The organism is Klebsiella sp. JN_Kp126 (assembly GCF_033843325.1).
In the GTDB taxonomy this organism is placed as follows: Bacteria; Pseudomonadota; Gammaproteobacteria; order Enterobacterales; family Enterobacteriaceae; genus Klebsiella; species Klebsiella michiganensis.
This window is the reverse complement of the sequence record NZ_JAWXQV010000085.1, coordinates 81231-106573: the sequence shown is the minus strand read 5'-3', so window position 1 is coordinate 106573 and position 25343 is coordinate 81231. Positions and strand designations below refer to the sequence as shown.

Annotated in this window: 21 protein-coding genes; 11 read left to right on the top strand and 10 right to left on the bottom strand. The window is 59.0% G+C overall.

Annotation, left to right across the window (positions count from 1 at the left end; genetic code table 11):
* Positions 1 to 5: 5 nt before the first annotated feature.
* From SIK97_RS21665 to rutA, 5 genes are read right to left on the bottom strand one after another with little or no spacing between them, the layout of a single operon-like run.
* Positions 6 to 596, bottom strand: a complete 591-nt coding sequence (locus SIK97_RS21665; RefSeq protein WP_069684206.1) for a malonic semialdehyde reductase — start codon at positions 594 to 596, stop codon at positions 6 to 8.
* Positions 593 to 1396 carry a pyrimidine utilization protein D gene (gene rutD, locus SIK97_RS21660; protein ID WP_057173135.1) on the bottom strand — a complete coding sequence of 268 codons (804 nt, stop codon included), beginning with the start codon at positions 1394 to 1396 and terminating at the stop codon, positions 593 to 595. Before rutD ends, SIK97_RS21665 begins: the two co-directional genes overlap by 4 nt.
* Positions 1393 to 1785: a pyrimidine utilization protein C gene (rutC, locus tag SIK97_RS21655; protein WP_004131297.1), complete on the bottom strand. Its 393-nt coding sequence runs from the start codon at positions 1783 to 1785 to the stop codon at positions 1393 to 1395. Before rutC ends, rutD begins: the two co-directional genes overlap by 4 nt.
* Entirely contained in the window at positions 1778 to 2488 is a 711-nt protein-coding gene (gene rutB / locus SIK97_RS21650) for a pyrimidine utilization protein B (RefSeq protein WP_004849808.1), read from the bottom strand. The genes rutC and rutB overlap by 8 nt, the downstream gene beginning before the upstream one ends.
* On the bottom strand, positions 2488 to 3579 hold the full coding sequence (gene rutA, locus SIK97_RS21645) for a pyrimidine utilization protein A (protein ID WP_014228799.1): 1092 nt from the start codon (positions 3577 to 3579) through the stop codon (positions 2488 to 2490). The genes rutB and rutA overlap by 1 nt, the downstream gene beginning before the upstream one ends.
* A gap of 284 nt (positions 3580 to 3863) precedes the next feature.
* On the opposite strand from rutA, the gene rutR reads away from it, so the two are divergent.
* A complete protein-coding gene (gene rutR / locus SIK97_RS21640; protein ID WP_004849813.1) occupies positions 3864 to 4502 on the top strand; it encodes an HTH-type transcriptional regulator RutR in 639 nt (212 codons plus the stop codon).
* On the opposite strand, the gene SIK97_RS21635 is transcribed toward rutR, so the two are convergent.
* Both SIK97_RS21635 and putA read right to left on the bottom strand, forming a co-directional pair.
* Complete coding sequence (locus SIK97_RS21635; protein ID WP_014228800.1) at positions 4499 to 4894, bottom strand: lysozyme inhibitor LprI family protein; 396 nt, start codon at positions 4892 to 4894, stop codon at positions 4499 to 4501. The genes rutR and SIK97_RS21635 overlap by 4 nt on opposite strands.
* 192 nt (positions 4895 to 5086) lie before the next feature.
* Positions 5087 to 9049, bottom strand: coding sequence for a trifunctional transcriptional regulator/proline dehydrogenase/L-glutamate gamma-semialdehyde dehydrogenase (putA, locus tag SIK97_RS21630; RefSeq protein ID WP_057173136.1), 3963 nt, complete (start codon positions 9047 to 9049; stop codon positions 5087 to 5089).
* 427 nt (positions 9050 to 9476) lie between these two features.
* On the opposite strand from putA, the gene putP reads away from it, so the two are divergent.
* A complete protein-coding gene (putP, locus tag SIK97_RS21625) occupies positions 9477 to 10985 on the top strand; it encodes a sodium/proline symporter PutP (RefSeq protein WP_032749624.1) in 1509 nt (502 codons plus the stop codon).
* Positions 10986 to 11097: 112 nt separating this feature from the next.
* Positions 11098 to 11532, top strand: a complete 435-nt coding sequence (locus SIK97_RS21620) for a DUF3574 domain-containing protein (RefSeq protein WP_057173137.1) — start codon at positions 11098 to 11100, stop codon at positions 11530 to 11532.
* 101 nt (positions 11533 to 11633) lie between these two features.
* On the opposite strand, the gene SIK97_RS21615 is transcribed toward SIK97_RS21620, so the two are convergent.
* Complete coding sequence (locus SIK97_RS21615; RefSeq protein ID WP_014228804.1) at positions 11634 to 12818, bottom strand: NupC/NupG family nucleoside CNT transporter; 1185 nt, start codon at positions 12816 to 12818, stop codon at positions 11634 to 11636.
* A 273-nt stretch (positions 12819 to 13091) separates the two neighbouring features.
* On the opposite strand from SIK97_RS21615, the gene efeU reads away from it, so the two are divergent.
* From efeU to phoH, 4 genes are all read left to right on the top strand, one after another.
* Positions 13092 to 13922 (top strand): iron uptake transporter permease EfeU, encoded by an 831-nt coding sequence (efeU, locus tag SIK97_RS21610; RefSeq protein ID WP_009653546.1) that lies wholly within the window; start codon positions 13092 to 13094, stop codon positions 13920 to 13922.
* 52 nt (positions 13923 to 13974) lie between these two features.
* A complete protein-coding gene (gene efeO / locus SIK97_RS21605) occupies positions 13975 to 15102 on the top strand; it encodes an iron uptake system protein EfeO (RefSeq protein WP_057173138.1) in 1128 nt (375 codons plus the stop codon).
* Between the two features lie 4 nt (positions 15103 to 15106).
* Complete coding sequence (efeB, locus tag SIK97_RS21600) at positions 15107 to 16387, top strand: iron uptake transporter deferrochelatase/peroxidase subunit (protein WP_057173139.1); 1281 nt, start codon at positions 15107 to 15109, stop codon at positions 16385 to 16387.
* 509 nt (positions 16388 to 16896) lie between these two features.
* Positions 16897 to 17685, top strand: a complete 789-nt coding sequence (phoH, locus tag SIK97_RS21595) for a phosphate starvation-inducible protein PhoH (protein WP_014228807.1) — start codon at positions 16897 to 16899, stop codon at positions 17683 to 17685.
* Positions 17686 to 17735: 50 nt separating this feature from the next.
* Here the strand turns inward: phoH and SIK97_RS21590 are convergent, their stop codons facing one another.
* Both SIK97_RS21590 and SIK97_RS21585 read right to left on the bottom strand, forming a co-directional pair.
* A complete protein-coding gene (locus SIK97_RS21590; RefSeq protein WP_057173140.1) occupies positions 17736 to 18029 on the bottom strand; it encodes a YciI family protein in 294 nt (97 codons plus the stop codon).
* Between the two features lie 142 nt (positions 18030 to 18171).
* Complete coding sequence (locus tag SIK97_RS21585; protein WP_014228809.1) at positions 18172 to 18960, bottom strand: MipA/OmpV family protein; 789 nt, start codon at positions 18958 to 18960, stop codon at positions 18172 to 18174.
* A 122-nt stretch (positions 18961 to 19082) separates the two neighbouring features.
* Here SIK97_RS21585 and SIK97_RS21580 point away from each other — a divergent pair, with 122 nt between their 5' ends.
* From SIK97_RS21580 to SIK97_RS21565, 4 genes are all read left to right on the top strand, one after another.
* The gene (locus tag SIK97_RS21580) at positions 19083 to 19778 is read left to right on the top strand and encodes a response regulator (protein ID WP_049079877.1); all 696 of its coding nucleotides are present in this window, start codon (positions 19083 to 19085) and stop codon (positions 19776 to 19778) included.
* Positions 19775 to 20971, top strand: a complete 1197-nt coding sequence (locus tag SIK97_RS21575; RefSeq protein WP_057173141.1) for a sensor histidine kinase — start codon at positions 19775 to 19777, stop codon at positions 20969 to 20971. The genes SIK97_RS21580 and SIK97_RS21575 overlap by 4 nt, the downstream gene beginning before the upstream one ends.
* A 78-nt stretch (positions 20972 to 21049) precedes the next feature.
* Complete coding sequence (locus SIK97_RS21570; protein ID WP_057173142.1) at positions 21050 to 22198, top strand: efflux RND transporter periplasmic adaptor subunit; 1149 nt, start codon at positions 21050 to 21052, stop codon at positions 22196 to 22198.
* Positions 22195 to 25269: an efflux RND transporter permease subunit gene (locus tag SIK97_RS21565; protein ID WP_057173143.1), complete on the top strand. Its 3075-nt coding sequence runs from the start codon at positions 22195 to 22197 to the stop codon at positions 25267 to 25269. The genes SIK97_RS21570 and SIK97_RS21565 overlap by 4 nt, the downstream gene beginning before the upstream one ends.
* The last annotated feature ends 74 nt before the right edge of the window (positions 25270 to 25343 follow it).

Sequence of the window (25343 nt, the reverse complement as noted above, 5' to 3'; positions counted from 1 at the left end):
GCTCCTTATGCCAGCTGGCAGGCATCATCAAAAGGCAGACGCGGCAGGCGAGCGTACAGCTTGCCGGGATCGCCGTAGCCGATATTAATCAGCAGGTTGCTTTTCCAGGCGCCGTCGGCAAAAAACGCCGCATCGACTTTTTCGCGGTCAAAGCCCGACATGGGGCCGGTGTCCAGGCCCAGCGCGCGGCAGGCGAAAATCAGGTACGCCGCCTGCAATGTACCGTTGCGAAAGGCGGTCTCTTCCACCATCTGCGGGCTGGAGGTAAACCAGCTGCGGGCGTCGCCGTGAGGGAACAGCTCCGGCAGCCGGTCATAGAACGCGTTGTCCCAGGCGACGATAGCGGTGACCGGCGCCTGCAGGGTCTTCGCAACGTTGCCGCTCGACAGGGCCGGGCGCAGCTTCTCTTTGCCTTCCGGTGTACGGATGAAAACGAAGCGCGCCGGGGAGCAGTTAGCGGAGGTCGGTCCCATTTTCAGCAAGGCGTAGATTTCACGCAGCTGCTCGTCGCTGACCGGCCTGTCCAGCCAGCCGTTGTGGGTTCGGGCCTCGGTAAACAGCGCGGCGCAGGCGGCCGGGCTAATGGCTTCGCTCATAGATTCTCCTGGGGGGCGGGCAGCATCGCGGCCAGCCCGTCGCATAAAATAGGGTTAAAGGTGGCGGTATCGGTAACGTTGCAGGCGTGGCCGCCCCAGGCCATTTCCGCCAGCTGGCTGCCGGGGATTGCCGCCTGCAGCACGCGGGAGCAGGAGGCCGGGACCAGCAGATCGTCAGCGGCGCTGATAATCAGCGTCGGGCAGGTTATCGCTGCCGCCCGCCGCGAAAAGTCGGCCTGCTTGAGGGCGTTCAGCCTTTTCAGTAAATTCTCTTTGCCCTGGAAATGGCTGATGGCGAGCGCGTCTTCGGCCTCCAGCCGCGGCAGGCGAGAAGCCATCCACTCCGCCGGATAGAGGAACAGCGGCTGCGCTTCTACCCACGCCTGCGCGCCGCCCGCGTGCAGCAGGCGTTCGCGCACCAGAAAGCAGCGGCGGGTATGCGGGGAGAGCGTCAGCCAGCCGTTCACCAGCACCAGGGCGCTTATCGCTTCGGGATGGTCCAGCGCCAGCTGCAGACCGATCAGCGCGCCCAGGGCGTGACCGACCAGCGCAAAACGCACAATCCCCGCCTCCTGCAGCGCCGCGTTAAGCTCCTGCGCCATGGCCGCCATGCTGTAGCCGACGGGCAGCGGGCCGCCGTTTTCACCGGTGCCGTTATGGTCATAGCTCACCAGTTGATAGTGCGGTTCGAGCGCCGCCCGCTGCGGTAGCCAGTAGCCGCCCGCGCCGCCGAGCCCGGCGCTCAGAACCACCACCGGTGCGCCCGGATAAGGCGCCGGGGAGACATTTAGCTTCATCATGCCGGCTTCCCGATATGCGCGACGGTGGCTATTTCCACCAGCGCATCGGGCTTCACCAGCCCGCACTGAATACAGAAACGCGCCGGTTTGTCGCCGGGGAAGAACTCCGCGTAGACCTCATTAATCGCGGCGTAGTTTTTCCAGTCGGTGATAAAGATGCTGTTGAAGGTCACATCCGCCATACTGCCCCCCGCCGTCTCGATAACGCTCTTGATGGTTTCCAGCACGTGGCGGGTTTGCGCCTTTGGGTCGCCGATATAAACCACGTTGTTTTGCTTATCAAACGGCAGGGTGCCGGAGACGTAAACCACGCCGTCGGCCAGCGTGCCCGGGACAAACGGGGCGATAGGCGTAGTGGTGCCTGGCGGAATAATCACCTGTTTAGGCATAACGTTTCTCCTCGGAAAAGGCGCGCGGCGCGGCGGGCTCAAGGGCGGTACAGAAGCTGGCGACATCGCTGACCCAGCCAAAGAAGGTTTCGATATTGAACAGCGCCGCCTGCTGGGCGAACGCCGGACCGGCCTGATGGGTGGCGTCTTCCAGCACGATACCGAAATACTCGAGGAAGAAGCCGTCGCGCAGGGTCGATTCCACGCAGACGTTGGTGGCAATACCGGTAAAGATCAGATGGCGGATGCCGCGGCTGCGCAGAATGCTGTCGAGCGCGGTGTTAAAGAAGCCGCTGTAGCGCGGTTTCGGCAGCACGATATCGCCGGGCTGCGGCTTAAGCTGATCGACCAGCTGATAGTCCCAGCCGCCTTTCGCCAGCAGCTTGCCCTGCAGCTCCGGGTTCTTTCGCATGGTTTTCAGCGCGTTGGATTTATGAAAATTCGGCGAACCGGGGCCGCCGGCCTCCACGTACTGGTCGTCCCAGCCGTTCTGGAACCAGATAATCAGCATCCCGGCGGCGCGCGCGGCGGCCACGGCGACGTTGATATTGTCGATAACCGGGCGGGTGGCGGAAACGTCAAATCCGGCGAGGTCGAGATAGCCGCCCTGGCTGGCGTAGGCGTTCTGCATATCGACAACGATCAGCGCGCTCTGCTGCGGCGCAAAGGTCAGGGATTCCGGGCGAGCGGGCAGGGTAATCATCAGGCAACCTCTTGAGTCATGGTGGCGATATGGTCGCGGCAGCGCATTAGCGGCTGAATGCGCTGACCAAAGGCTTCGATACCGATAAGGAAATCATCAAACGTCAGCAGCACGCCGTCGGTGCCGGGGACCGCCGCTACTTCGTCGAGCATGCGGGCGACGCTGGCGTAAGAGCCGACAAGGGTGCCCATATTGATGTTGACCGCCGAGGTGGGATCGGCCATCTGGCGCACGTTGGTGTCGCTGCCGGAGCGGGTGTCTTTCTGGCTCTGTTCGGTGAGCCACGCCAGCGCTTCGTCATCGGCGCCGGCTTTGTAATGCTCCCATTTGGCGCGGGCCGCCTCGTCGGTTTCGTCGGCAATCACCATAAACAGGACGTAGGAACCGACGTCGCGGCCGGTTTTTTCCGCCGCCTCCATCATCCGCGCGGCGGTGGGGGCGAAGGCGGCAGGGGTGTTGACCCCTTTGCCGAAGCAGAAGTTGTAGTCAGCGTGTCGGGCGGAGAACGCCATACCGGCGTCGCTTTGCCCGGCACAGATCACTTTCATCGGCTGCGACGGCTGCGGGCTGACGCGGCAGTCGTTCATCGTGAAGTAGTCGCCTTTAAAGTCGCTGCGCCCGGTTCCCCACAGGTCGCGCAGGACCTGGACATATTCGGTGAGATAGTCGTAGCGGCTGGCGAAGTAGTCGTCGCCCGGCCAGATGCCCATCTGCTCGTATTCCGGCTTTTGCCAGCCGGTGACCAGATTGACGCCAAAGCGGCCGCCGGAGATAGAGTCGATAGTCGAGGCCATGCGCGCGACGATCGCCGGGGGCAGCGTCAGCGTGGCGGCGGTGGCGTAGATCTGAATGCGCGAAGTGACGGCCGCCAGTCCGGCCATCAGGGTGAAGGACTCCAGATTATGATCCCAGAATTCGGTCTTGCCGCCGAAGCCGCGCAGTTTAATCATCGACAGCGCGAAATCGAAGCCGTAGTGTTCGGCTTTTTGCACGATGGCCTTATTGAGCTCGAACGTCGGCATGTACTGGGGAGCATGGGTGGAAATCAGCCAGCCGTTATTACCAATCGGAACGAAGACACCAATTTTCATACCTACCTCTCTGCATGTCGTTGAACAAGAAGGCGCGGCGCTGCATCCTGCATCTCCCTCAATCACCTCGCCTGAAAGATAAAGCAAAGGCGATGCCAGTTTTGCAAAGGCTAATGTTATTAAGGTGTTGCTGGATGGTTGCCGAAAATAGCAGCAATAAAAGTGGACTGAATGGTCAAAATTGGTGCACGAAAAAACCGCAGTCGTGCGCAATCAGGGTGCAGAGAGTCGTGTCGGCGCTGGGCTTTTGCTATGCTGATGGCGTGAAAAGAAGGAGATAACGAATGGCACAGGGCGGCGTGAAAAAGATCGGCAAACGCTCACAGGCGGTGAGCGCGAAAAAAGAGGCTATCCTGGCCGCCGCGCTGGACGCGTTCTCGCAGTTTGGTATCCACGGTACCCGGCTTGAGCAGGTCGCCGAACTGGCCGGGGTATCGAAAACGAACCTGCTCTACTACTACCCGTCGAAAGAGGCGCTGTATATTGCCGTGCTGCAGCAGATTCTGGCTATCTGGCTGGCGCCGCTAAAGGCCTTTCGCGAAGATATCAGCCCGCTGGTGGCCATCGGCGAATATATCCGCCTTAAGCTGGAGGTTTCCCGCGATCACCCGCAGGCGTCAAGGTTGTTCTGCCTGGAGATGCTGCAGGGCGCGCCGCTGCTGATGGGCGAGCTGACCGGCGATCTGAAAGCGCTGGTGGATGAAAAGTCGGCGATTATTTCCGGCTGGGTCGAGAGCGGCAGGCTGGCGCCGGTTGACCCGCAGCATCTGATCTTTATGATCTGGGCGACCACACAGCATTACGCCGATTTCGCCACTCAGGTTGAGGCGGTAACCGGCGCGACGCTGCGCGATGAGGCGTTTTTTCAGCAAACCGTCGATAACGTCCAGCGGATGATTATCGAAGGGATTCGCGTACGTTAATTGGCGGGCGGCAGCGGGCAGCTCTGATCGCCATCCTCGCACTGCAGCAGCGAGGCGAGGAACGATTCGCGCTCGACGGTTTTATCGGACATGCACTGGTTGATCAGCATCGGCTGTACGCTGCCGCCTTCAGCGCCGGAGGCGAGGAATTGACAGTCGGCGTCGCGCAGGGCAATCCACGACAGCTGCGCTTTTTTCAGCAACTCCTGCTGCTTGCCGGAGGCGCGCTTCAGCGCTTCCTGGTACGTTTCATTTAGTTTTTTGTCGTCAGCCTGGTACCGCTCGGCGGTGCACTGGTTCATTTCCGTTTGATTGCTGGCGTTGCTGCATTCGTCCGCCAGCGCATGGGTGCTTGCCAGCAGCGCGGCAAAAGCGAGTAAAGTGCGTTTCATTGGTCAACTCCCATAAAAAAAGCTCCCGTCCGGGAGCCTTAATTAACCACAGCCTGCGTCTGGTGTCATTAGCTGACGTTGTGCCGTCTGCTTTCCCGGGGGCGGCGCAAAGCGCCTTGCCCGGGCTACTGATAGTGCGGGCTGTGGTTGGGTAGCCCGGGTAAGGCATCAGCCGCAACCCGGGAAGCGGGCTTAGCCAATCGTCATCAGGCTGGCGTTGCCGCCGGCCGCGGCGGTATTGACGCTGAGCGAACGTTCAATATAGAGGCGCTCCAGCAGCAGATTGCTCTCGCCGCGGGCGAAGCCCTGCACCGACACGATCGCGCCACCGCGCGCCGCCACCTGTTCGCACAGCTCCCGCAGCTGATCGGAATCGCCGTGGTAGATAACCGCATCGAAAGGCTCGGTCGTCAGGGATTCCGCTTTGGCGAAGTGGATCCGCGCGCTGACCTCACGCGGCAGCTTTTTCGCCAGCTCGCGCTGCAGAGGGGCGTCCGGCCACAGCACTTCGCAGCCAACGGCGGTCACGCCCGCCAGCTGGGTGAGCGCATCCTGCTCATTATCGGCCACGCACAGCACGCGGTCGCGCGGCATAAAGGTCAGGGTGTTGCGCTCGCCGGTTGGCCCCGGCAGCAGACGCTGGGTTCCGGCCTGCGCCTGCTCGCTGAACTGCTGGCACAAAGCCTGCAGCTCCGGGCGATCCGCCGCCCACTGCTGTAAAGCGACCAGCGGTTTTTCCAGCAGCGTCTTCAGCTGCGCGTCCAGCGGATACTCCGCGTCCTGGCGGGCGAGGGTAATCCCGACGGCGTTCTGCGGGCGGCTGGAGAGCAGTCGATACAGATACAGCGGGCCGCCGGCTTTTGGACCCGTACCCGACAGGCCCTCGCCGCCGAACGGCTGCACGCCGACCACGGCGCCGACCATATTACGGTTGACGTACAGGTTGCCGACGTTGGCGCTGCCGGTGACCTGAGCGATGGTTTCGTCAATACGGGTATGCACGCCGAGGGTCAGACCGTAGCCGGAGGCGTTGATCTGTTTGACCAGCCCGTCCAGCTCGTTGCGGTTATAGCGCACAACGTGCAGCACCGGGCCGAAGACCTCTTTTTTCAGCTCATCGAAGCTGTCGAGCTCAATCAGCGTCGGCGGAACGAAAGTACCGCTGGTCCACTCGCGGGAATCTTCGCCGGTTTCGCGCACCGCCTGGAAGACTTTGCGCCCTTTGGCGCGCAGCGTCTGGATGTGGCGCTCAATATTCTCTTTGGCTTCGGCGTCAATCACCGGCCCGATATCGGTGGTCAGACGGCCCGGATTGCCCATCCGGCACTCGGCCATCGCGCCGCGCAGCATGGTCAGCGTATGATCGGCGATATCATCCTGCAGGCAGAGTACGCGCAGGGCGGAGCAGCGCTGCCCCGCGCTGTCGAACGCCGAGGCGAGCACGTCGACAACCACCTGCTCGGTTAATGCTGAAGAGTCGACGATCATCGCGTTCATGCCGCCGGTTTCGGCGATCAGCGGCGTCGGACGACCCTGAGCATCCAGCCGGCTGGCGATATTGCGCTGCAGTAGGGTGGCGACTTCGGTTGAGCCGGTAAACATCACGCCGCGTACGCGCTCGTCGGAAGTCAGCGCGGCGCCGATGGTTTCTCCGCGGCCCGGCAGCAGCTGAATAACGCCCGGCGGTACGCCCGCTTCCAGCAGGATCGCCACGCCCTGAGCGGCGATGAGCGGCGTCTGCTCGGCCGGTTTTGCCAGCACGGTATTGCCTGCAGCCAGCGCGGCGGCAATTTGTCCGCTAAAGATCGCCAGCGGGAAGTTCCACGGGCTGATACAGACGACCGGGCCCAGCGGGCGATGGGTTTCGTTGTCAAAATCGTTGCGCACCTGACCGGCGTAGTAGTGGAGGAAGTCCACCGCTTCGCGCACTTCGGCAATCGCGTTGCTGAAGGTTTTCCCCGCTTCGCGCACCAGGATGCCCATCAGGGTCGGCATCTGGCCTTCCATCAGCACCGCGGCGCGTTCGAGGATCGCCGCGCGCTCCTGCGGCGGGGTGGCGAACCAGATTGGCGCGTTGTTAACCGCGCTGGTCAGCGCCTGCTGAACTTCGTCCTCGCTGGCTTCGCGCACGTAGCCGACGATATCTTTTGGCTCTGCCGGGTTCACGACCGCCTGCATTTCGCCTTCGGCCACCGGGTGCTCCAGCATCGGCAGCGCCTGCCATTTATGCAGCGCGCTGTTTAATAACGAGGAGGAGAGGGAGGCCAGACGATGCTCGTTGGCGAGATCCAGACCGGCTGAATTGCTGCGGTCTTTGCCGTAAAGGTCGCGCGGCAGCGGGATTTTCGGGTGCGGAAGACCCACCTGGCCCTCCTGCTGGGCCAGTTTTTCCACCGCGGCGACCGGGTCGGCAACCAGTTCATCCAGCGGCAGGGTGCTGTCGGCGATCCGGTTCACGAACGAGGTGTTGGCGCCGTTTTCCAGCAGACGACGCACAAGATACGCCAGCAGCGTTTCGTGGGTGCCGACCGGCGCGTAGATACGGCACGGGCGGTTGAGTTTGCCATCGGCGACTTTACCGGTCACCTGCTCGTACAGCGGCTCGCCCATGCCGTGCAGGCACTGGAATTCGTACTGTCCCGGGTAGTAGTTCTGTCCGGCCAACTGATAAATTGCCGCCAGGGTGTGGGCGTTATGGGTCGCGAACTGCGGATAGATCAGGCTCGGCACCGCCAGCAGCTTTTTCGCACAGGCCAGATAGGAGACGTCGGTGTAGACCTTGCGGGTATAGACCGGATAGCCTTCGAGACCGTCCATCTGCGCGCGTTTGATTTCGCTGTCCCAGTAGGCGCCTTTGACCAGACGAATCATCAGGCGGCGACGGCTGCGGGTCGCGAGGTCGATCAGGTAGTCAATCACGAACGGGCAGCGTTTCTGATAGGCCTGGATCACAAAGCCAATCCCGTTCCAGCCCGCCAGCTCCGGTTCAAAGCAGAGTTTTTCCAGCAGATCGAGAGAGATCTCCAGGCGATCGGCCTCTTCGGCGTCAATGTTGATACCAATATCGTACTGGCGCGCCAGCAGGGTCAGCGATTTCATGCGCGGGTAAAGCTCTTCCATCGCGCGGTCGTACTGGGCGCGGCTGTAGCGCGGGTGCAGCGCGGAGAGCTTAATCGAAATGCCCGGTCCTTCATAAATGCCCCGTCCGTTGGAGGCTTTGCCGATGGCGTGGATCGCCTGCTGGTAGGAGACCATATAGGCCTGAGCATCGTCGGCGGTCAGCGCCGCTTCGCCCAGCATATCGTAGGAGTAGCGGAAGCCTTTGTCTTCCAGCTTGCGGGCGTTGGCCAGCGCTTCGGCGATGGTTTCGCCGGTGACGAACTGCTCGCCCATCAGGCGCATCGCCATATCGACGCCTTTACGAATCAGCGGTTCGCCGCTTTTGCCGATAATACGGTTCAGCGAGCGTGACAGGCTGGTTTCGTTGTGGGTGGAGACCAGCTTGCCGGTAAACAGCAGCCCCCAGGTGGCGGCGTTGACGAACAGCGACGGGCTGCGGCCGATATGCGACTGCCAGTTGCCGTTGCTGATTTTGTCGCGGATCAGGGCATCGCGGGTGGCTTTGTCGGGAATGCGCAGCAGCGCTTCCGCCAGGCACATCAGGGCCACACCTTCCTGCGAGGAGAGCGAGAACTCCTGCAGCAGGCTCTGCACCATTCCGGCGCGGCCGCTGGCGGTTTTCTGATTGCGCAGCTTCTCCGCCAGCTGATAGGCGAGCTTGTGCGCCTGTTCGCCGAGAGTCTGCGGCAGGCGAGCCTGCTCCAGCAGCATCGGCACGGCGTCGGTTTCGGCCCAGCGCCAGGCGGCGGTGATCGACGCGCGGGAAACGGACTGCGGCAGGATCTGCTCGGCGAAATCGAGGAAGGGCTGATAAGGTTCGTCAGCCGGATGACCGGCCTCATCGCTTTCGTTCGCCGCGCCTGACAGCAGCGCCGGCAGCTCCGGCAGCGTCTCGTCGTTTTCCAGCTTTTCCAGATAGTTGAAAATGGCCTGTTTAATCAGCCAGTGCGGCGTGCGGTCAATACGGCTCGCCGCGAATTTAATGCGTTCACGCGTCGCGTCGTCAAGTTTTACACCCATGGTGGTGGTGCCCATGTCAGGAACTCCTGTAATAGAACGTCTTCGTGCCAAGATGAGGTTGCGTAGAAATATCTACCATGTTGCAACTTTGTGCAACCTTGTTAATTGAGAATTGTGTGGCAGGTAGAAAAATGCCGGGAATGTTAAAAATGATGATGAAAATAGCAGGTATTTATCCCCTGTCTAATAAGGTATTTCTATGCGTCACTTAACACTTTTGCGTGGTGCAACCGCTAAAAACGTGAGAGAGTGCAACCTATAACAAAATGAAGTTTGGTCCCGGAAGCATTTCGTGTAAATGCTGTGTTAAATCGTTTGTGAAAAAACAAAGCTTCCGTCAGGATACGGTCGCCCAATACAACCAATAGGCCATTGCCCCGTTCCGGTAGTGGATAAAACGACAAATTTGGACGCTGTCGACAAAAATTCTGGAGATTTTTACATGGCTATTAGCACACCCATGTTGGTGACTTTTATTGTTTATATTTTTGGCATGGTACTCATCGGCTTTATTGCCTGGCGCTCGACAAAGAACTTTGATGATTATATTCTCGGCGGCCGCAGCCTTGGCCCATTCGTCACCGCGCTCTCCGCAGGAGCCTCCGATATGAGCGGCTGGCTGCTGATGGGGCTACCGGGGGCGATATTTATTTCCGGTATTTCCGAAAGCTGGATTGCCATTGGCCTGACGTTAGGCGCATGGATTAACTGGAAGCTGGTGGCGGGGCGTTTGCGGGTGCATACCGAGGCGAATAATAACGCCCTGACGCTGCCGGATTATTTCACCGGCCGTTTTGAAGATAAAAGCCGCGTGCTGCGAATTATCTCGGCGCTGGTCATTTTGTTATTTTTCACCATCTATTGCGCTTCCGGTATTGTGGCCGGCGCGCGTCTGTTTGAAAGCACCTTTGGCATGAGCTACGAAACCGCGCTGTGGGCCGGTGCGGCGGCAACCATTATTTATACCTTTGTCGGCGGCTTCCTCGCGGTAAGCTGGACCGATACCGTTCAGGCCAGCCTGATGATATTCGCCCTGATCCTGACGCCGGTGATGGTGGTGATTTCCGTCGGCGGGTTTGGCGATTCCCTGGAAGTGATTAAGCAAAAGAGCATTGAGAACGTTGATATGCTCAAGGGCCTGAACTTCGTGGCGATTATTTCGCTGATGGGCTGGGGCCTGGGCTATTTTGGTCAGCCGCATATTCTGGCGCGCTTTATGGCGGCGGATTCGCATCACAGCATCGTTCACGCCCGTCGCATCAGCATGACCTGGATGATCCTCTGCCTGGCGGGTGCCTGTTCCGTCGGCTTTTTTGGTATTGCGTACTTCAATAACTACCCGGCCCTTGCCGGTGCGGTTAATCAGAACGCCGAACGCGTCTTTATCGAACTGGCGCAGATTCTGTTCAACCCGTGGATTGCCGGGATCCTGCTGTCGGCGATTCTGGCGGCGGTGATGTCCACCCTGAGCTGCCAGCTGCTGGTGTGCTCAAGCGCGATTACGGAAGATCTGTATAAAGCGTTTTTGCGTAAAAATGCCGGGCAGAAAGAGCTGGTATGGGTAGGACGCTTTATGGTGCTGCTCGTCGCGTTAATTGCGATCGCCCTGGCGGCTAACCCGGAAAACCGCGTGCTGGGTCTGGTGAGCTACGCATGGGCAGGCTTTGGCGCGGCGTTTGGCCCGGTGGTGCTGTTCTCGGTGATGTGGTCACGAATGACCCGTAACGGTGCGCTGGCCGGGATGATCATCGGCGCCTTAACGGTCATTATCTGGAAGCAGTTCGGCTGGCTGGGCCTGTATGAAATCATCCCAGGCTTTATCTTTGGTAGCCTGGGGATTGTGGTCTTCAGCCTGCTGGGTAAAGCGCCCTCCGCCGAGATGCAGCGACGCTTCGCCGAAGCGGACGCCCATTATCACTCTGCGCCGCCGGTGCGCGCGACCGCCGAGTAATCCTCCGCAACCCCATCAAGCCCGCGTAATGCGGGCTTTGTTATTTATGCCTCTTGCTAATGGCTTGAAAATACGCTGATATCTCAGCACAAATAACGATGAGGGTAGCAAAATGAGTTTCAAACAGGGTGCAGTGGCGCTGGTACTGGCAGGGATATTAAGCGGCTGCGTAGCGCCCGCCGCGAAGAGGGCTCCGGCGGCGGACGCTAACGCCTGCCCGGCGGATAACGCCATGGTGCAAACCACGCTTTATTTCGGCTTAAGCCGTCCGGCCGGGAAGGATATCACCGGGCAGGAGTGGCAGCAGTTCGTTGACCGCGACGTGACGCCGCGCTTTCGCGATGGCCTGACGGTCTTTGACGCGCGCGGGCAGTGGCTGGGCAATGACGGTACCGTGGCGCGCGAGCAGAGCAAAGCGCTGATGCTGATTCACGGCAAAGATGCGAAGAGCGAAGAGGGGATTGAGGCGCTGCGCACGACCTATAAATCACGCTTTGCTCAGGAGTCGGTGATGCGCGTTGACCAGCCGGTCTGCGTACATTTTTAATTTGAATCAGGTGATATTCCCGGGTTGCGGCTAACGCCTTACCCGGGCTACATAGCTACGCGGGCCTGTTACCCCGGGGTAACAGGCCAAACGCGCTTCGGTTACAGTACCAGCCCCGCAAAGCTGGCGGAGAGCAGGCTGACCAGCGTTGCGCCATACACCAGGCGCAGGCCGAAGCGGGAAACGATATTCCCCTGCTGCTCGTTCAGGCCTTTAATCGCCCCGGCGATAATGCCGATAGAGGCAAAGTTGGCGAAGGAAACCAGGAACACGGATAAAATTCCCAGCCCGCGCGGCGTCATGCTGGCGGCTATTTTTTGCAGCTCAATCATGGCGACAAATTCATTGGCCACCAGTTTCGTCGCCATAATACTCCCGGCGTTCAGCGCATCGCTAAGCGGAATGCCAATCAGCCACGCCAGGGGATAAAAGACGTAGCCGAGGATCTGCTGGAAGCTCAGGCCAAATATCGTGGCGAACAGGGCATTTATGGCGCTAATTAAGGCGATAAAACCAATCAGCATCGCCAGAATAATCATCGCGACTTTAAAACCGGCCAGAATATATTCACCGAGCATTTCAAAGAAGCTCTGGGATTCATGCAGTTTTTCAAGCTTGATCTCCTCCTCGCTGCCCGGACGCGTCGGGTTAATGATCGACAGCACAATAAAGGTGCTGAACATATTCAGGATCAGCGCGGCGACGACGTATTTCGCGTCGAGCATACTCATATAAGCGCCGACGATGGAGAGCGACACCGTCGACATCGCGGTGGCCGACATGGTGAACAGGCGGCGGGAAGAGAGATCGCCGAGCACGCCTTTATAGGCAATAAAGTTCTCTGATTGACCGAGAATCAGCGAACTGACCGCGTTGAAGGACTCCAGCTTACCCATACCGTTAACCTTTGACAGCAGGGTGCCAATCAGGCGAATAAAAATTGGCAGAATACGCCAGTGCTGAAGAATACCGATGAGCGCGGAGATAAAGACAATGGGGCACAGCACGCCAAGGAAAATAAACGCCAGCCCTTTTTCACTCATGCCGCCAAATACAAAGTTGGTGCCTTCGGCGGCAAAGCCGAGCAGTGATTCAAAAAAGGATGCGATATTTTTCACTAGCCACAGGCCGCTTTCGGCGTGGAGAAAAAAGAAAGCCAGGGCAACTTCAATAATAATTAACTGGATAATATAGCGAATGCGGATTTTTTTACGGTCGTAGCTGGCAAGCCAGGCAAGGGCGAGGATAACCACCAGCGCCAGCAGGAAGTGCAAGAATTGAGTCATGTCGTTTATTTCGCAGGTCAATAAGGCCGCCATTTAGCCACAGCTGGGCAGCCGGGTAAATATCTGGCGCAAAAAATCCCGTCCTCCTGCCCCGAGGGGCCTGGGCTGCGAGATAATCGCGCAAGTCATTATTTGTTCGCGACTGATTTACAAATCGTCATCATTCACTCCACATTTCACTTGTGTTTCTGATTATTGTAATGATAATCACTATCATAAATATTTACCTATCTTTGCATCAGTTGACTGCGGTTCACATTTAAGGGTGTTGGCATGTTTGTCCCATTTCTCATCATGTTACGTGAAGGCCTTGAAGCTGCGCTGATTGTCAGCCTGATTGCCAGCTATCTGAAACGCACCCAGCGCGGTAGCTGGATTGGCGTCATGTGGATTGGGGTGCTGCTTGCGGCGGCGCTGTGCCTGGGCCTCGGCATTTTTATCAACGAAACCACCGGCGAGTTTCCGCAGCGCGAGCAGGAGCTGTTCGAAGGCATCGTGGCGGTGGTGGCGGTGTGCATTCTGACCTGGATGGTGTTCTGGATGCGTAAAGTGTCGCGCAACGTCAAACAGCAGCTTGAGCAGGCGGTTGATAATGCCCTCCAGCGCGGAAATAACCACGGCTGGGCGCTGGTGATGATGGTTTTTTTCGCCGTCGCGCGTGAAGGCCTGGAATCGGTCTTTTTCCTGCTCGCCGCTTTCCAGCAGGATGTCGGAATCTGGCCGCCCATCGGCGCGATGCTCGGCCTGGCGACGGCCATCGTTTTAGGGTTCCTGATCTACTGGGGCGGCATCCGCATGAATCTCGCCGTCTTTTTCAAATGGACCAGCCTGTTTATTTTACTGGTAGCCGCAGGCCTCGCCGCGGGGGCTATCCGCGCCTTCCATGAGGCCGGACTGTGGAACCATTTCCAGGCGGTCGCCTTCGACCTCAGCAACGTCATTTCGACGCACACCCTATTCGGCACGCTGCTGGAAGGGATCTTCGGCTATCAGGAAACGCCGACCGTCAGCGAAGTGGCGGTCTACTTTATCTATTTGATCCCGGCGCTGGTGCTGTACGTCTCGCCGCCGGGTAAAAAAACCACCGCATCCCGGGCAGCGTAGTCGGGCATCGCGGATTGCAATAGTGACAACATACTTATCGAAAGGGATGGTCATGATGAATCATTTTCGTCGTAATGCGCTGCAGCTTACGCTTGCTGCGCTGTTCAGCTCGGCTTTTTACGCCCAGGCGGCCGATATTCCGCAGGTCAAAGTGACCGTCACCGACAAACAGTGCGAGCCGATGAACGTCACCGTGAAGGCGGGTAAAACCCAGTTCATCATTCAGAACCACAGCCAGAAAGCGCTGGAGTGGGAGATTCTGAAAGGGGTGATGGTGGTGGAAGAGCGGGAGAATATCGCCCCCGGCTTTACGCAAAAGCTGACGGCCAACCTGCAGCCGGGTGAATATGATATGACCTGCGGCCTGCTGACTAACCCGAAAGGCAAACTGACGGTGACCGGCGAGGCGACCAAAGATGCCGCCAAAGCCGATGCGCTGCTCAGCCTGGGTGAAGCCATTACCGCCTATAAAGCCTGGGTCACCGCCGAGACCGCGGAGCTGGTTAGCGGCACGAAAGCCTTTACCGATGCGGTGAAAGCGGGCGATATCGAGAAGGCGAAAGCGCTGTACGCGCCGACGCGCCAGCACTATGAACGTATTGAACCGATCGCCGAACTGTTCTCCGATCTCGATGGCAGCATTGACGCCCGCGAGGATGACTACGAGAAAAAAGCCGAAGATCCGAAATTCACCGGCTTCCACCGGCTGGAAAAAGCGCTGTTTGGCGATAACAGCGTCAAGGGAATGGATAACTATGCCGATCAATTGAACGCTGACGTTCTCGAGCTGCAAAAACGCATTAGCGAACTGGCGTTCCCGCCGTCAAAAGTGGTCGGCGGCGCGGCCGGTCTGATTGAAGAAGTGGCCGCCAGCAAAATCAGCGGAGAAGAAGATCGCTACAGCCATACCGACCTGTGGGATTTCCAGGCCAACATTGACGGCGCGCAGAAAATCGTCGACCTGCTGCGTCCCCAGCTGCAAAAAGAGGACAGCGCGCTGCTGGCGAAGGTGGATGCCAACTTCAAAAAGGTGGACGCCATTCTCAGCAAATACCGCACCAAAGATGGCTTTGAGACCTATGACAAGCTGACGGATGCCGATCGTAACGCGCTGAAAGGCCCGATCACCACGCTGGCGGAAGATTTGGCCCAGCTGCGCGGGATCCTGGGTCTGGACTAAGGCGATGGCTGAGCAAAAATATGATGTTAATCAACCGTCCCGGCGGCGGTTGTTAAAAGGGATTGGCGCGCTTGGCGGCGCGCTGGCGATATCCGGCGGCTGCCCGGTGGTGCACGCGGCAAAAGACCATAGCTCTCCGGGTACGGTGTCGCCGGATGCGCGTCTGGAAGCGCAGCCGTTTTATGGTCCACATCAGGCAGGGGTGCTGACCCCGCAGCAGGCGTCGATGATGATTGTCGCCTTTGATGTGCTGGCCAGCGATAAAGCGGACCTTGAGCGGCTGTTTCGCCTGCTGACCCGGCGTATCGCCTTTCTGACCAAAGGCGGTCCCGCGCCGGAGACGCCGAACCCGCGGCTGCCGCCGATGGACTCAGGCATTCTCGGGCCGTGGATCGCCCCGGATAATCTGACGATCACCGTCTCGGTGGGGCATTCGCTGTTTGACGAGCGTTTCGGCCTGGCTCATCAGGCGCCGAAGAGGCTGCAAAAGATGACGCGTTTTCCGAACGATTCGCTGGATGCGGCGCTGTGCCACGGCGATCTGCTGCTGCAAATTTGCGCCAACACCCAGGATACGGTGATTCACGCCCTGCGGGATGTGATTAAGCACACCCCGGATTTGCTCAGCGTGCGCTGGAAGCGGGAAGGGTTTATCTCCGACAGCGCCGCGCGCAGCAAGGGTAAAGAGACGCCGGTGAATCTGCTGGGCTTCAAAGACGGCACCGCGAATCCGGTGAGCACCGATAAGGCGCTAATGGATAAAGTGGTGTGGGTCACCGCCGACCAGGGAGAGCCTGCGTGGGCGACGGGCGGCAGCTATCAGGCGGCGAGGATTATTCAGTTCCACGTTGAGTTCTGGGATCGCACGCCGCTGAAAGAGCAGCAGACTATTTTTGGCCGCGATAAACTGAGCGGCGCGCCGCTTGGGATGCAGCACGAGCACGATGTCCCGGATTTCAGCAAAGACCCTGACGGCGATACCATTGCGCTTGATAGCCATATTCGTCTGGCGAACCCGCGTACCCCGGAAACCGAATCCAGCCTGATGATGCGCCGGGGCTATAGCTATTCGCTGGGGGTGACCAATTCCGGTCAGCTGGACATGGGGCTGCTGTTTGTTTGCTACCAGCACGATCTGGAAAAAGGCTTCCTGACGGTGCAAAAGCGCCTGAATGGAGAAGCGCTGGAGGAGTACGTGAAGCCCATTGGCGGCGGCTATTTCTTTGTTCTGCCGGGGGTTATCGACGAGCGGCATTATCTCGGGCAATCGCTGCTCGAAGCCTGACGTACCTGCCCGCAAGGGCAGGGCGTTTTCTGCTGTTTTTCCATTCATTTTTTGTATTTCCTGCCTTGTTTCATTTTTCTGTAATCTTATAGTCGGAAACTCTCCTCAGCTGCGATGAGAATTATTTGTTGTCCGTGTGTGAAAAATAAGTTGCGCTTAGAATTATTTCTGATGTACTTATTACAGGCGCGGTAGTTCTCGGCAGTAGTCTCGTTTCATTATGGAGATCGCGAATGCCCGATTGCTGTAACGGAAAACGTCAAACCCCAGACCGTACTCATCAGCACGGGAGCCCAACTTCCGGCCGCGATTTTCACACCGCAAAATCCTCCTCCTCTATCAAAGAAAACCAGAACCCAGGCAAGGTTACCGGTGCGCGTAGCCGTGACCCTCTGCCAATTCGTCAGGCAAGCAATGGCTTACAAGGAAGCCAAACCTCAATCGTTAGTGCGCATAATCGCGTCGATCGTGGCGCGTGTGATGTAAACCAACAACGCAAGGTGCTATCCATGGGAAGACAAAAAGCAGTGACCAGAGCTCGTCGTGAGGCCAAACGTGTGCTGAGACAGGATTCGCGAAGCCATAAGCAGCGCGAAGAAGAATCGGTCACATCGCTTGTGCAAATGAGTGGCGTAGAAGCCATTGGCATGGCGCGGGATAGCCGCGACGCATCGCCAATCGAAGCGCGCAATGACGCTCAGGCGCATTATTTGAATGCCATCGACAATAAACAGCTGATCTTCGCCACGGGCGAGGCCGGGTGCGGTAAGACCTGGATTAGCGCGGCAAAAGCAGCTGAAGCCCTGATCCATAAGGATGTGGACAGAATTATTGTTACCCGTCCCGTTCTGCAGGCCGACGAAGATCTCGGCTTCTTACCGGGAGATATCGCCGAGAAGTTTGCTCCCTATTTCCGACCGGTCTATGACGTGCTGGTGAGAAGGCTAGGGGCTTCCTTTATGCAGTACTGCCTGCGTCCGGAAATCGGCAAGGTGGAAATCGCGCCGTTCGCCTATATGCGCGGACGTACATTTGAAAATGCGGTGGTGATTCTGGACGAGGCCCAGAACGTGACCGCTGCGCAAATGAAGATGTTTTTGACCCGCCTCGGGGAGAACGTGACGGTTATCGTCAACGGCGACATTACCCAGTGCGATTTACCTTCAGGCGTACGGTCGGGTCTGACCGATGCGCTGGCGCGTTTTGAAGAGGATGAGATGGTGGGTATTGTGCGCTTTACAACCGATGATTGCGTGCGCTCAACGCTTTGCCAGCGCGCGCTGAAAGCCTACTACTGAGTACTTCTGCGTCTGCAAAGCCCGGGTGACCGGGCTTTGTTTTTGCTGCACTACAGAAGAGCCTGCAGTGAAGGAGCGGCCATCGTGGCTTCAAAAGGAACGATCTCGACTTTCGCTACGCCCGATTGCTGAAATGGATCCTGGCTCAGCCAGTTTTGCAGCCCATCCATATCATCGCCTTTAGCCAGAATCACGCCGCCGGACTTGGGGATTTTACGCCCCGAAGCGAGAAATATTCCGTCAGCATAGCCTTGCTTAAGCCATTCCACGTGCGCAGCAAGCTGGGCGTCTACCTGATCAAGCGGTTTAACGTAAGTCAGAACAACAACGGCAATGGTGCTCATTTTCCTTCCTTAACATTTAAATGTAACGCTGCAGAAGCTTATCATTCACGTGAACAGCGCTTCAGGTTTTTTTAATCAACTGATGCGGGTCAGCCGCGGCGCATAACCGGCGCGGTGGGTGTCTGGACGAGCGCAGGATCGATTAAAATGTCCAGGTGATTGCCGCGGTCACGGAACCTTCATTGCGCCGTGAGACTATCGGGCTGTCAGCGGCGTGTTCTCCGAGCCAGGTATAGCCGGCGCTGAGCGTGGAACCCCAATGCTCGTCATATTGATGGCTCCAGGTCAGCGCGTTGTCGATGCCGTAAAATCCGCCGGGTGCGCGATAGGGGCGATAGCCGGAACGGGCGCTCTGCCGTTGATCGACCCCGTAAAAGGTATTGGCGTACCGGCCGTCGCCAAACAGCGCGGCGGACTGTAAGGCAACGATATCCTGCGAATTCTGGAGCAGCAGGAGGGTTGCGGAGGTCTGATAATGCACGCCCTGGGCGTCGGTGAGCGGAAGCGTAGCCTTACCTTCAACGGTGAGCCACGGCGTGACCGACCAGCCGACGGCGAAGGCGGTATTCATGGTGGCTTTAATATTACCCATCCCCTTCAGCGTATTTGCCCCATCGCGCCAGCCTGAGTTTTTTTCCGCTCGCCCGAGGTCATAACCGAGCGTGTGCTCGAAGTAGAGACCGCTGTCGCCAGCCAGGTCATAGCCTATGCCTTTTTGGCTATCAATAAAGAAAGCGCCTTTCCGCCCCTGTAGTACGGGAACCACCTGCCAACTCTGCTTGTCAGAGCCGCTGTAACGAGGCGCGTATTTTCCGCCCACCCCGATAGTCAGCCCATCGGAAGGCGCGGCGGCTTCATCGGCACGCGCGCCGGGTGTTATCGCCATTAAAAACGGCACGACCATATACGGCGAAATTTTTCTGGCTATCATACTGTTCTCCACGTGGACGCGGGCGCCGTCGATAAGGACGCGCCGCAGAATGCCGGTGCAGTATGGTTTTGCTAAATCAATGAACGGTCGGGATAGTGTTAAGAAACGGTCAAGGTGAACAGATGTTGTCCAGAAGAGTGTTGATAATTGAAGATGACGCCGATGCGGCCGGGGTGCTTGAGGCCTATTTACGCCGGGAAAACTATGATGTGGCGGTCACCGTGGATGGCCTCGCTGGGCTGGATATGGCGCAGCGCTGGAAACCCGATCTGATTCTGCTGGACGTGATGCTGCCCGGGCTGAACGGCACCGAGGTGCTGGCCAGCCTGCGGCGGAAAAGCGATGTGCCGGTGATTATGGTTACCGCGATGGGGGATATGCCCGATCGTATTGGCGCGCTGCGCTATGGCGCCGACGATTATGTGGTGAAACCCTATCATCCCGGCGAAGTGGTGGCGCGAGTTCAGGCCGTGCTCCGGCGGAGCCGCAAAGCTGAGACGCAGGAAGACATTCTGCGCTGGCAGGGGCTGGAGGTGGACGTCGCTGCCATCGTCGCGGCCGTCAGCAATCCGGGGGAACCTGTCCATATTCTCGATCTTACCCCGACCGAGTTTTCGCTTCTGGCTACGCTGATGCGCGCCCCCGTCCGTCCCTTTTCGAGACAGTATCTGCTGGAGCGCTGCCTTCCTGAGAGCGAAGCGCTTGAGCGCGTGGTGGATACGCATATTTATAACCTGCGTAAAAAACTGGAGGGGGCGGGGGTATCCGGGGTGCTAGTCAACGTTCGCGGCGTGGGCTACAGGTTCAGACAGCCATGATGAAGACCCGTCACTCCTCTCTCTGGCGCTGGATTTGCGGGCGCATTCTGGCGCTGGCCATCGGCAGTGTGATGGTTATCGCCACCTGTATGTGGCTGCGTTTCGCCGTGCAGAACTATTGGATCATGCACAAAATGCCGCCCGCTTTGCGGGAGGAATTCATTGCGCTCAGCCGCAATCCGGAGGCCAACCCGGCGCGTTTTCATCAGATTGTCGATACCTGGTGGGGATTGAGCTATTCCACGCCCTCTATCGCCTCGGCGGACTGGGTGACCGTGGCGGTGCTGGTGCTGGTCATGATCCCCTTCATTGTCGTTATGGGGCTCCGCTACGCCCGTCCGCTCTCGCTGCAGTTCAGCCGTCTTCGTGATGCGGCGAAGGACGTCACCGGGGGCCAATTTGGCCGCCAGGCGGAGCTGATTGAGGACGCGCCAGCGGAAATGATCCGCTTTGCTGCCGACTTTAACAAAATGACCGGCCAGCTGGCCCGCTATGATAAAGAACTCCGCGCCTCGCATGTTGCGATGGCGCATGAGCTTCGCTCCCCGCTGACGGCGGCGATTGGCCGTCTGCAGGGCATGCTGGATGGCGTTTTTGATACCCAGCCGCAGCAGCTGGAGATGGTGATGAAACAACTCCAGCATTTGAATCGATTGACCGATGAGCTGCATCTGCTTTCCCTGGCGGATGCCGGCAATCTGGTGCTCGATGAGCGGCCATTTTGTCTGGATGAGCTCCTTCAGGAGCGAGCCGCATGGTTAACGCCGCAGGCGGACGCGCAGAGCGTGACGATCGCCATTCAGCCATCGCCGTCCTGTCCCTTCCGCGGCGATGCTTTTCGCATGGGCCAGGTATTTAGCGTACTGATGGAAAATGCCGTACGCTACGGGCGCAGGGGGGGACATCTGGCAATTACGTTGCGCCGCGGCGAGGGCGCTTACACCATTGATTTTGTCGATGACGGGCCCGGCGTGGCGAGGCATTTTTTACCGGATATGTTTGAACGTTTTACCCGCGAGGAGGCGTCCCGCGCCAGACACTCCGGCGGCAGCGGCCTCGGATTATCCATTGCGCGCGCTATCTGCGTGGCGCACGGGGGGCGCATCAGCGCTTCGCTACCGGCGAGCGGCGGCCTGCAGATTCGCGTTGTTCTGCCGTGCGCTCCCGCCGCAGAAGAAAACAGCCTGCCTTGATAATCCCTTGACACAACGTCGAGCCATTCTCGATGAATGTGTCATGTAATGGCGCCATTTCCCGAACGGAGTGGCGTTATGTTATATGAGTTAGTTCTTTCCCTTCGTCAGTGCGTGTACGCTTTGCTCGGCGCAGAACGACCGCTATCCTGGTTTGCGCTGTTGCCGCCGATCGTACTGATCCTGATGATCGTACCGCTTGTGGGCTGCGGCGATAAAAGCGCCGAAAAGCCCGCGCCGGCCCGCCCGGTGCGCTACGTGGTGGTGGGTTCCCCGGCGACGCTTCCCGCTCTGGAAAGAACGGGCGAAATCCACGCGCATGATGAGACGGCCCTGAGCTTTCGTACGGCGGGCAGGATACTGACGCGCGCGGTGGATGTCGGCGATCGGGTCAACTACGGGCAGCTGCTGGCGACGCTTGAAGAGACCAGCGCACGAAATCAGCTGGACAGCGCGATGGCTGACGATGAGAGCGCCCGAGCGACCGCCCGGGTCGCCGCGCTGAACGTTAACCGGATGCAGAAGCTCATCGCCACGGGCGCAATCGCCCGCTCTCAGCTGGACAGCGCGCAGGCGGACTGGCTGGTCGCCAGCGCCCGGGTGAAGAGCAGCGAGGCCGCTTTGCGCAACGCCAGGGAAAGCCTGGGCTGGACGCGTCTTACTTCGCCGGGTGAGGGGGTTATCACGGCGGTCAGCGCCTCTCCCGGTCAGGTGGTCAGCGCCGGAGAGACGGTGGTGACGCTGGCGGTGGGTCAGGCGCGCGATGTGGTGTTTGATATCCCGGATCCCGCTAAGGTTGAGGCGCAAAGGGCGGAAGAATTTCAGGTTGCTTTGCTCAGCGATGCCGGGGTGAAGGCTTATGCTGTTTTGCGTGATATTAGCCCACAGGCCGATCCCCAGACCCGGACATGGCGCGTCAGGGCAACGCTCAAGAAACCGCCCGCCGCGATGGCGCTGGGCGCCAGCGTCACGGTAAGGCTGCCGTCATCAGGCTCGACGGGGTACGCCATACCGGCTTCTGCGCTGAGCCGCTGCGGAGATAAACCGGCCGTCTTTGTCATCACCCCGCAGATGGAGGCACAGCTGCGCGTTGTCGTTCTCGCCAGCTACACGGCTTCTTCCGCGATCATCGCCTCCGGCCTTGTGCCCGGCGATCGGGTTATTACCGCCGGCGTTAGCAAACTGCGCCCGGGCGAAAAAGTCGTCGCCGGAGAGAGGCTGCCGTGAAAATAGCGCCGTCAAAAAATCGCTTTAACCTTTCTGCATGGGCGCTGGAAAACCCGCAAATGGTCAGTTTCTTTATGCTGCTGATTATGGTTATCGGTTCGCTCAGCTATACGCTGCTGCCGCGAAATGAAGATCCGGCTTTCACTATCAAAACGGCGGTAGTCTCGGCGCAGTGGCCGGGCGCGTCGGTAACGGATACCACGCATCTGGTGACGGATGTCCTGGAGAAAAAATTACAGGAAACGCCCTGGCTCGATTATATCGAAAGTGAAACCCGAGCCGGGCAAACGGTTATCTATATTAATCTCCGCGATGACACCCCGGCGCACAACGTCCCGGCGATCTGGTACCAGATCCGCAAAAAAATGCAGGATATTGCGCCATCGCTGCCGGAAGGCGCGCAGGGACCGAGCGTGAACGATGAGTTTGACGACACGTACGGCACCATTTACGGATTTATCCCTGACGGATATAGCCTTGAAGAGGTGCGACAGCGGGTGGAGACGATCCGCCGTGAACTGATGTCCGTGCCGGATATCGGCAAAACGGTCCTCCTTGGCGAGCCGCAGGAGCAGATAGTCATCGCTTTTTCGCCCGCCCGGCTGGCCGGTATGGGGCTTACCATTCAGCAGGTTGCGGACGCTCTGAAGGCCCAGAATGCCGTGGCGCCGGCAGGAACCCTGCGCACCGGGCAGGAGAATATCACGCTAAACGTCAGCGGGGCCCTCAGGAGCGAAGCGAGCCTGCGCGCCGTCATCCTGCACATCAACGATCGCTATCTTCCCCTGACCGATATTGCCACGATTGAAAGAAGCGCGGCCGAACCGCCTTCAGCGGCGTTTCGCGTTAACGGACGTCCTGCCGTTGGGCTGGCGATTTCCATGGCGCCGACGGGCAATATGCTGCGCTTTGGCGAGACGCTGAATAACAGAATGCGCGCCATCGGCGCCGGGCTGCCGCACGGCATCGAGATAGTTAAAGTGGCTGACCAGTCGGCGGTGGTCAGCGGCGCCGTAAGCGGGTTTGTCCGGGTACTGGTGGAAGCCGTGCTGATTGTGCTGGCGGTTTCTTTTGTCTCGCTGGGATTAAGGGCCGGGCTGGTGGTGGCCGCGGCGATCCCGCTGGTGCTGGCGTTGACCTTTGCCGGGATGCTGCTGGCAGGTATTGGTCTACAGCGCATCTCTCTCGGGGCCCTGATCGTTGCGCTAGGGCTGCTGGTGGATGATGCCATGATCGCCGTGGAAACCATGGTATCCCGGCTTGAGGCCGGCGATACGCGACGGCAGGCGGCGACGTACGCTTTCCAAACCACGGCATTTCCGATGTTGACCGGTACGCTGGTCATGATTGCCGGGTTTATTCCCGTCGGTTTTGCCTCATCCAGCGCGGGCGAATACTGCTTTTCGCTGTTTGCCGTGGTGCTGATGGCGCTTCTGAATTCATGGGTCGTGGCGATTCTGTTCTCCCCTTTGACCGGAACGTGGCTGCTGCCGGAAAAGCTGAAACATCGTGCCGCAGGCCCGGGCCGCATGGCGCGGGGATATGGACGACTTCTGCGTACGGTACTGCGCCACCGGCTTGCCACCCTTGGGATTGCGCTGGCCGCGCTGGGACTGTCGGTGTACGGGACCACGTTTATGCAGGGGGAGTTTTTCCCTTCATCTGATCGCCCGGAGCTGCTGGTCAGCCTGACGCTTCCGGCCAATGCTTCGCAGACGGAAACGGAGAAACAAACGGAGAGGCTGGAAAGGGCGCTCGCCGGGAATCGCAACATTGACCATTATTCGACCTATATTGGGGCGGGCGCCATCCGCTTTTATCTGCCGATGGATGTTCTGCTGGATAATGAAAATACGGCGCAGCTGGTGGTGGTGGCGAAAGACCTGGCCGCCCGCGACCGCCTGCGGGAACAGTTAAACGCGCTGCTGGCCACGCAATTCAGCGATCTGACCTCGCGCGTTTCGCCTCTTGAGCTAGGGCCTCCGGTGGGCTGGCCGATCAAATACCGGGTCAGCGGGCCTGATTATCTCAAGGTCAGAGAGTATGCCGGGCGTCTGGCCGAGGCGATAGGGCGCTCGTCGTTAACCCGGGAGGTAAATCAGACCGCCGGCGAGCCGGAGAGAACCATCGTCCTGCAGGTGAACCAGACTGCCGCGCGGGCGGCGGGAGTGTCATCGCAGAGTCTGGCGCAGACGCTTAATACCGTCTGGTCAGGCACGACGGTCACATCGCTGAGAGACAATGACCGGCTGGTTGATGTGGTGCTGCGGGCGAACGACAGCGAGCGATTGAATCTTGCCACCCTGTCATCGCTGACGGTTGAGGGGCGCGGTGGAGAAAAAGTTCCCCTCAGCGCGGTGGCCACGCCAACCTGGGGAGTGGACGATCCGGTGCTCTGGCGTCGGCAAAGATTGCCGTTTATCACCGTACAAACCGACCTCGCGCCGGGAATGCGGGCAGAAGGCGTATCGAACGGTCTGCGCCCGACGGTGGATCAACTGCGCGCGGGTTTACCCACCGGTTACAGCATTGTCGAAGGTGGAGTGGTCGCGGAGTCCGAAAAAGGCAACAGCTCGGTATTGAATATTTTACCCGTCACCCTCGGCATTATGCTGTTATTGCTGATGCTTCAGCTGCGGCGCTATTCTCGTATGCTGCTGGCTCTGTTCATGGCCCCGTTCGGCTTGCCGGGGATTGTTATGGCCATGCTGCCGGGCGACACGCCAATGGGATTTGTGGCTCTGCTCGGCGTCATCGCGCTGGCGGGGATGATTATCCGCAATGCCGTGATACTTATCACTGAAGTTGACGGCAATCTGGCTCAGGGCATGGAAAGCGATGCCGCTATTATTGCCGCCGCAGAGCACCGGGCCAGGCCGATATTTCTGACCGCCTGCGCCGCGATACTGGGTATGGTCCCCATCTCTCACCAGGTATTCTGGGGACCGATGGCGTATGCCATCATTGGCGGGCTGATTGTCGCGACGCTCGTCACGTTAACCGTGCTGCCGGCGTCCTTTAGCCTGCTGCTGGAGAGGGGAGGATACCGGGAAAAACGTCCCGCCGCTTAATAACACAGGATGGCCGGGGGCGACCCCGGTCGGGGTGCAACAGGCGAAAAAAAAGCCCGTACTTGCGTACGAGC

Bases quoted from the DNA above. Each gene is read 5' to 3' on its own strand.
- SIK97_RS21665 (WP_069684206.1), bottom strand. From the start codon at position 596: ATGAGCGAAGCCATTAGCCCGGCCGCCTGCGCCGCGCTGTTTACCGAG.
- rutD (WP_057173135.1), bottom strand. From the start codon at position 1,396: ATGATGAAGCTAAATGTCTCCCCGGCGCCTTATCCGGGCGCACCGGTG.
- rutC (WP_004131297.1), bottom strand. From the start codon at position 1,785: ATGCCTAAACAGGTGATTATTCCGCCAGGCACCACTACGCCTATCGCC.
- rutB (WP_004849808.1), bottom strand. From the start codon at position 2,488: ATGATTACCCTGCCCGCTCGCCCGGAATCCCTGACCTTTGCGCCGCAG.
- rutA (WP_014228799.1), bottom strand. From the start codon at position 3,579: ATGAAAATTGGTGTCTTCGTTCCGATTGGTAATAACGGCTGGCTGATT.
- rutR (WP_004849813.1), top strand. From the start codon at position 3,864: ATGGCACAGGGCGGCGTGAAAAAGATCGGCAAACGCTCACAGGCGGTG.
- SIK97_RS21635 (WP_014228800.1), bottom strand. From the start codon at position 4,894: ATGAAACGCACTTTACTCGCTTTTGCCGCGCTGCTGGCAAGCACCCAT.
- putA (WP_057173136.1), bottom strand. From the start codon at position 9,049: ATGGGCACCACCACCATGGGTGTAAAACTTGACGACGCGACGCGTGAA.
- putP (WP_032749624.1), top strand. From the start codon at position 9,477: ATGGCTATTAGCACACCCATGTTGGTGACTTTTATTGTTTATATTTTT.
- SIK97_RS21620 (WP_057173137.1), top strand. From the start codon at position 11,098: ATGAGTTTCAAACAGGGTGCAGTGGCGCTGGTACTGGCAGGGATATTA.
- SIK97_RS21615 (WP_014228804.1), bottom strand. From the start codon at position 12,818: ATGACTCAATTCTTGCACTTCCTGCTGGCGCTGGTGGTTATCCTCGCC.
- efeU (WP_009653546.1), top strand. From the start codon at position 13,092: ATGTTTGTCCCATTTCTCATCATGTTACGTGAAGGCCTTGAAGCTGCG.
- efeO (WP_057173138.1), top strand. From the start codon at position 13,975: ATGATGAATCATTTTCGTCGTAATGCGCTGCAGCTTACGCTTGCTGCG.
- efeB (WP_057173139.1), top strand. From the start codon at position 15,107: ATGGCTGAGCAAAAATATGATGTTAATCAACCGTCCCGGCGGCGGTTG.
- phoH (WP_014228807.1), top strand. From the start codon at position 16,897: ATGGGAAGACAAAAAGCAGTGACCAGAGCTCGTCGTGAGGCCAAACGT.
- SIK97_RS21590 (WP_057173140.1), bottom strand. From the start codon at position 18,029: ATGAGCACCATTGCCGTTGTTGTTCTGACTTACGTTAAACCGCTTGAT.
- SIK97_RS21585 (WP_014228809.1), bottom strand. From the start codon at position 18,960: ATGATAGCCAGAAAAATTTCGCCGTATATGGTCGTGCCGTTTTTAATG.
- SIK97_RS21580 (WP_049079877.1), top strand. From the start codon at position 19,083: ATGTTGTCCAGAAGAGTGTTGATAATTGAAGATGACGCCGATGCGGCC.
- SIK97_RS21575 (WP_057173141.1), top strand. From the start codon at position 19,775: ATGATGAAGACCCGTCACTCCTCTCTCTGGCGCTGGATTTGCGGGCGC.
- SIK97_RS21570 (WP_057173142.1), top strand. From the start codon at position 21,050: ATGTTATATGAGTTAGTTCTTTCCCTTCGTCAGTGCGTGTACGCTTTG.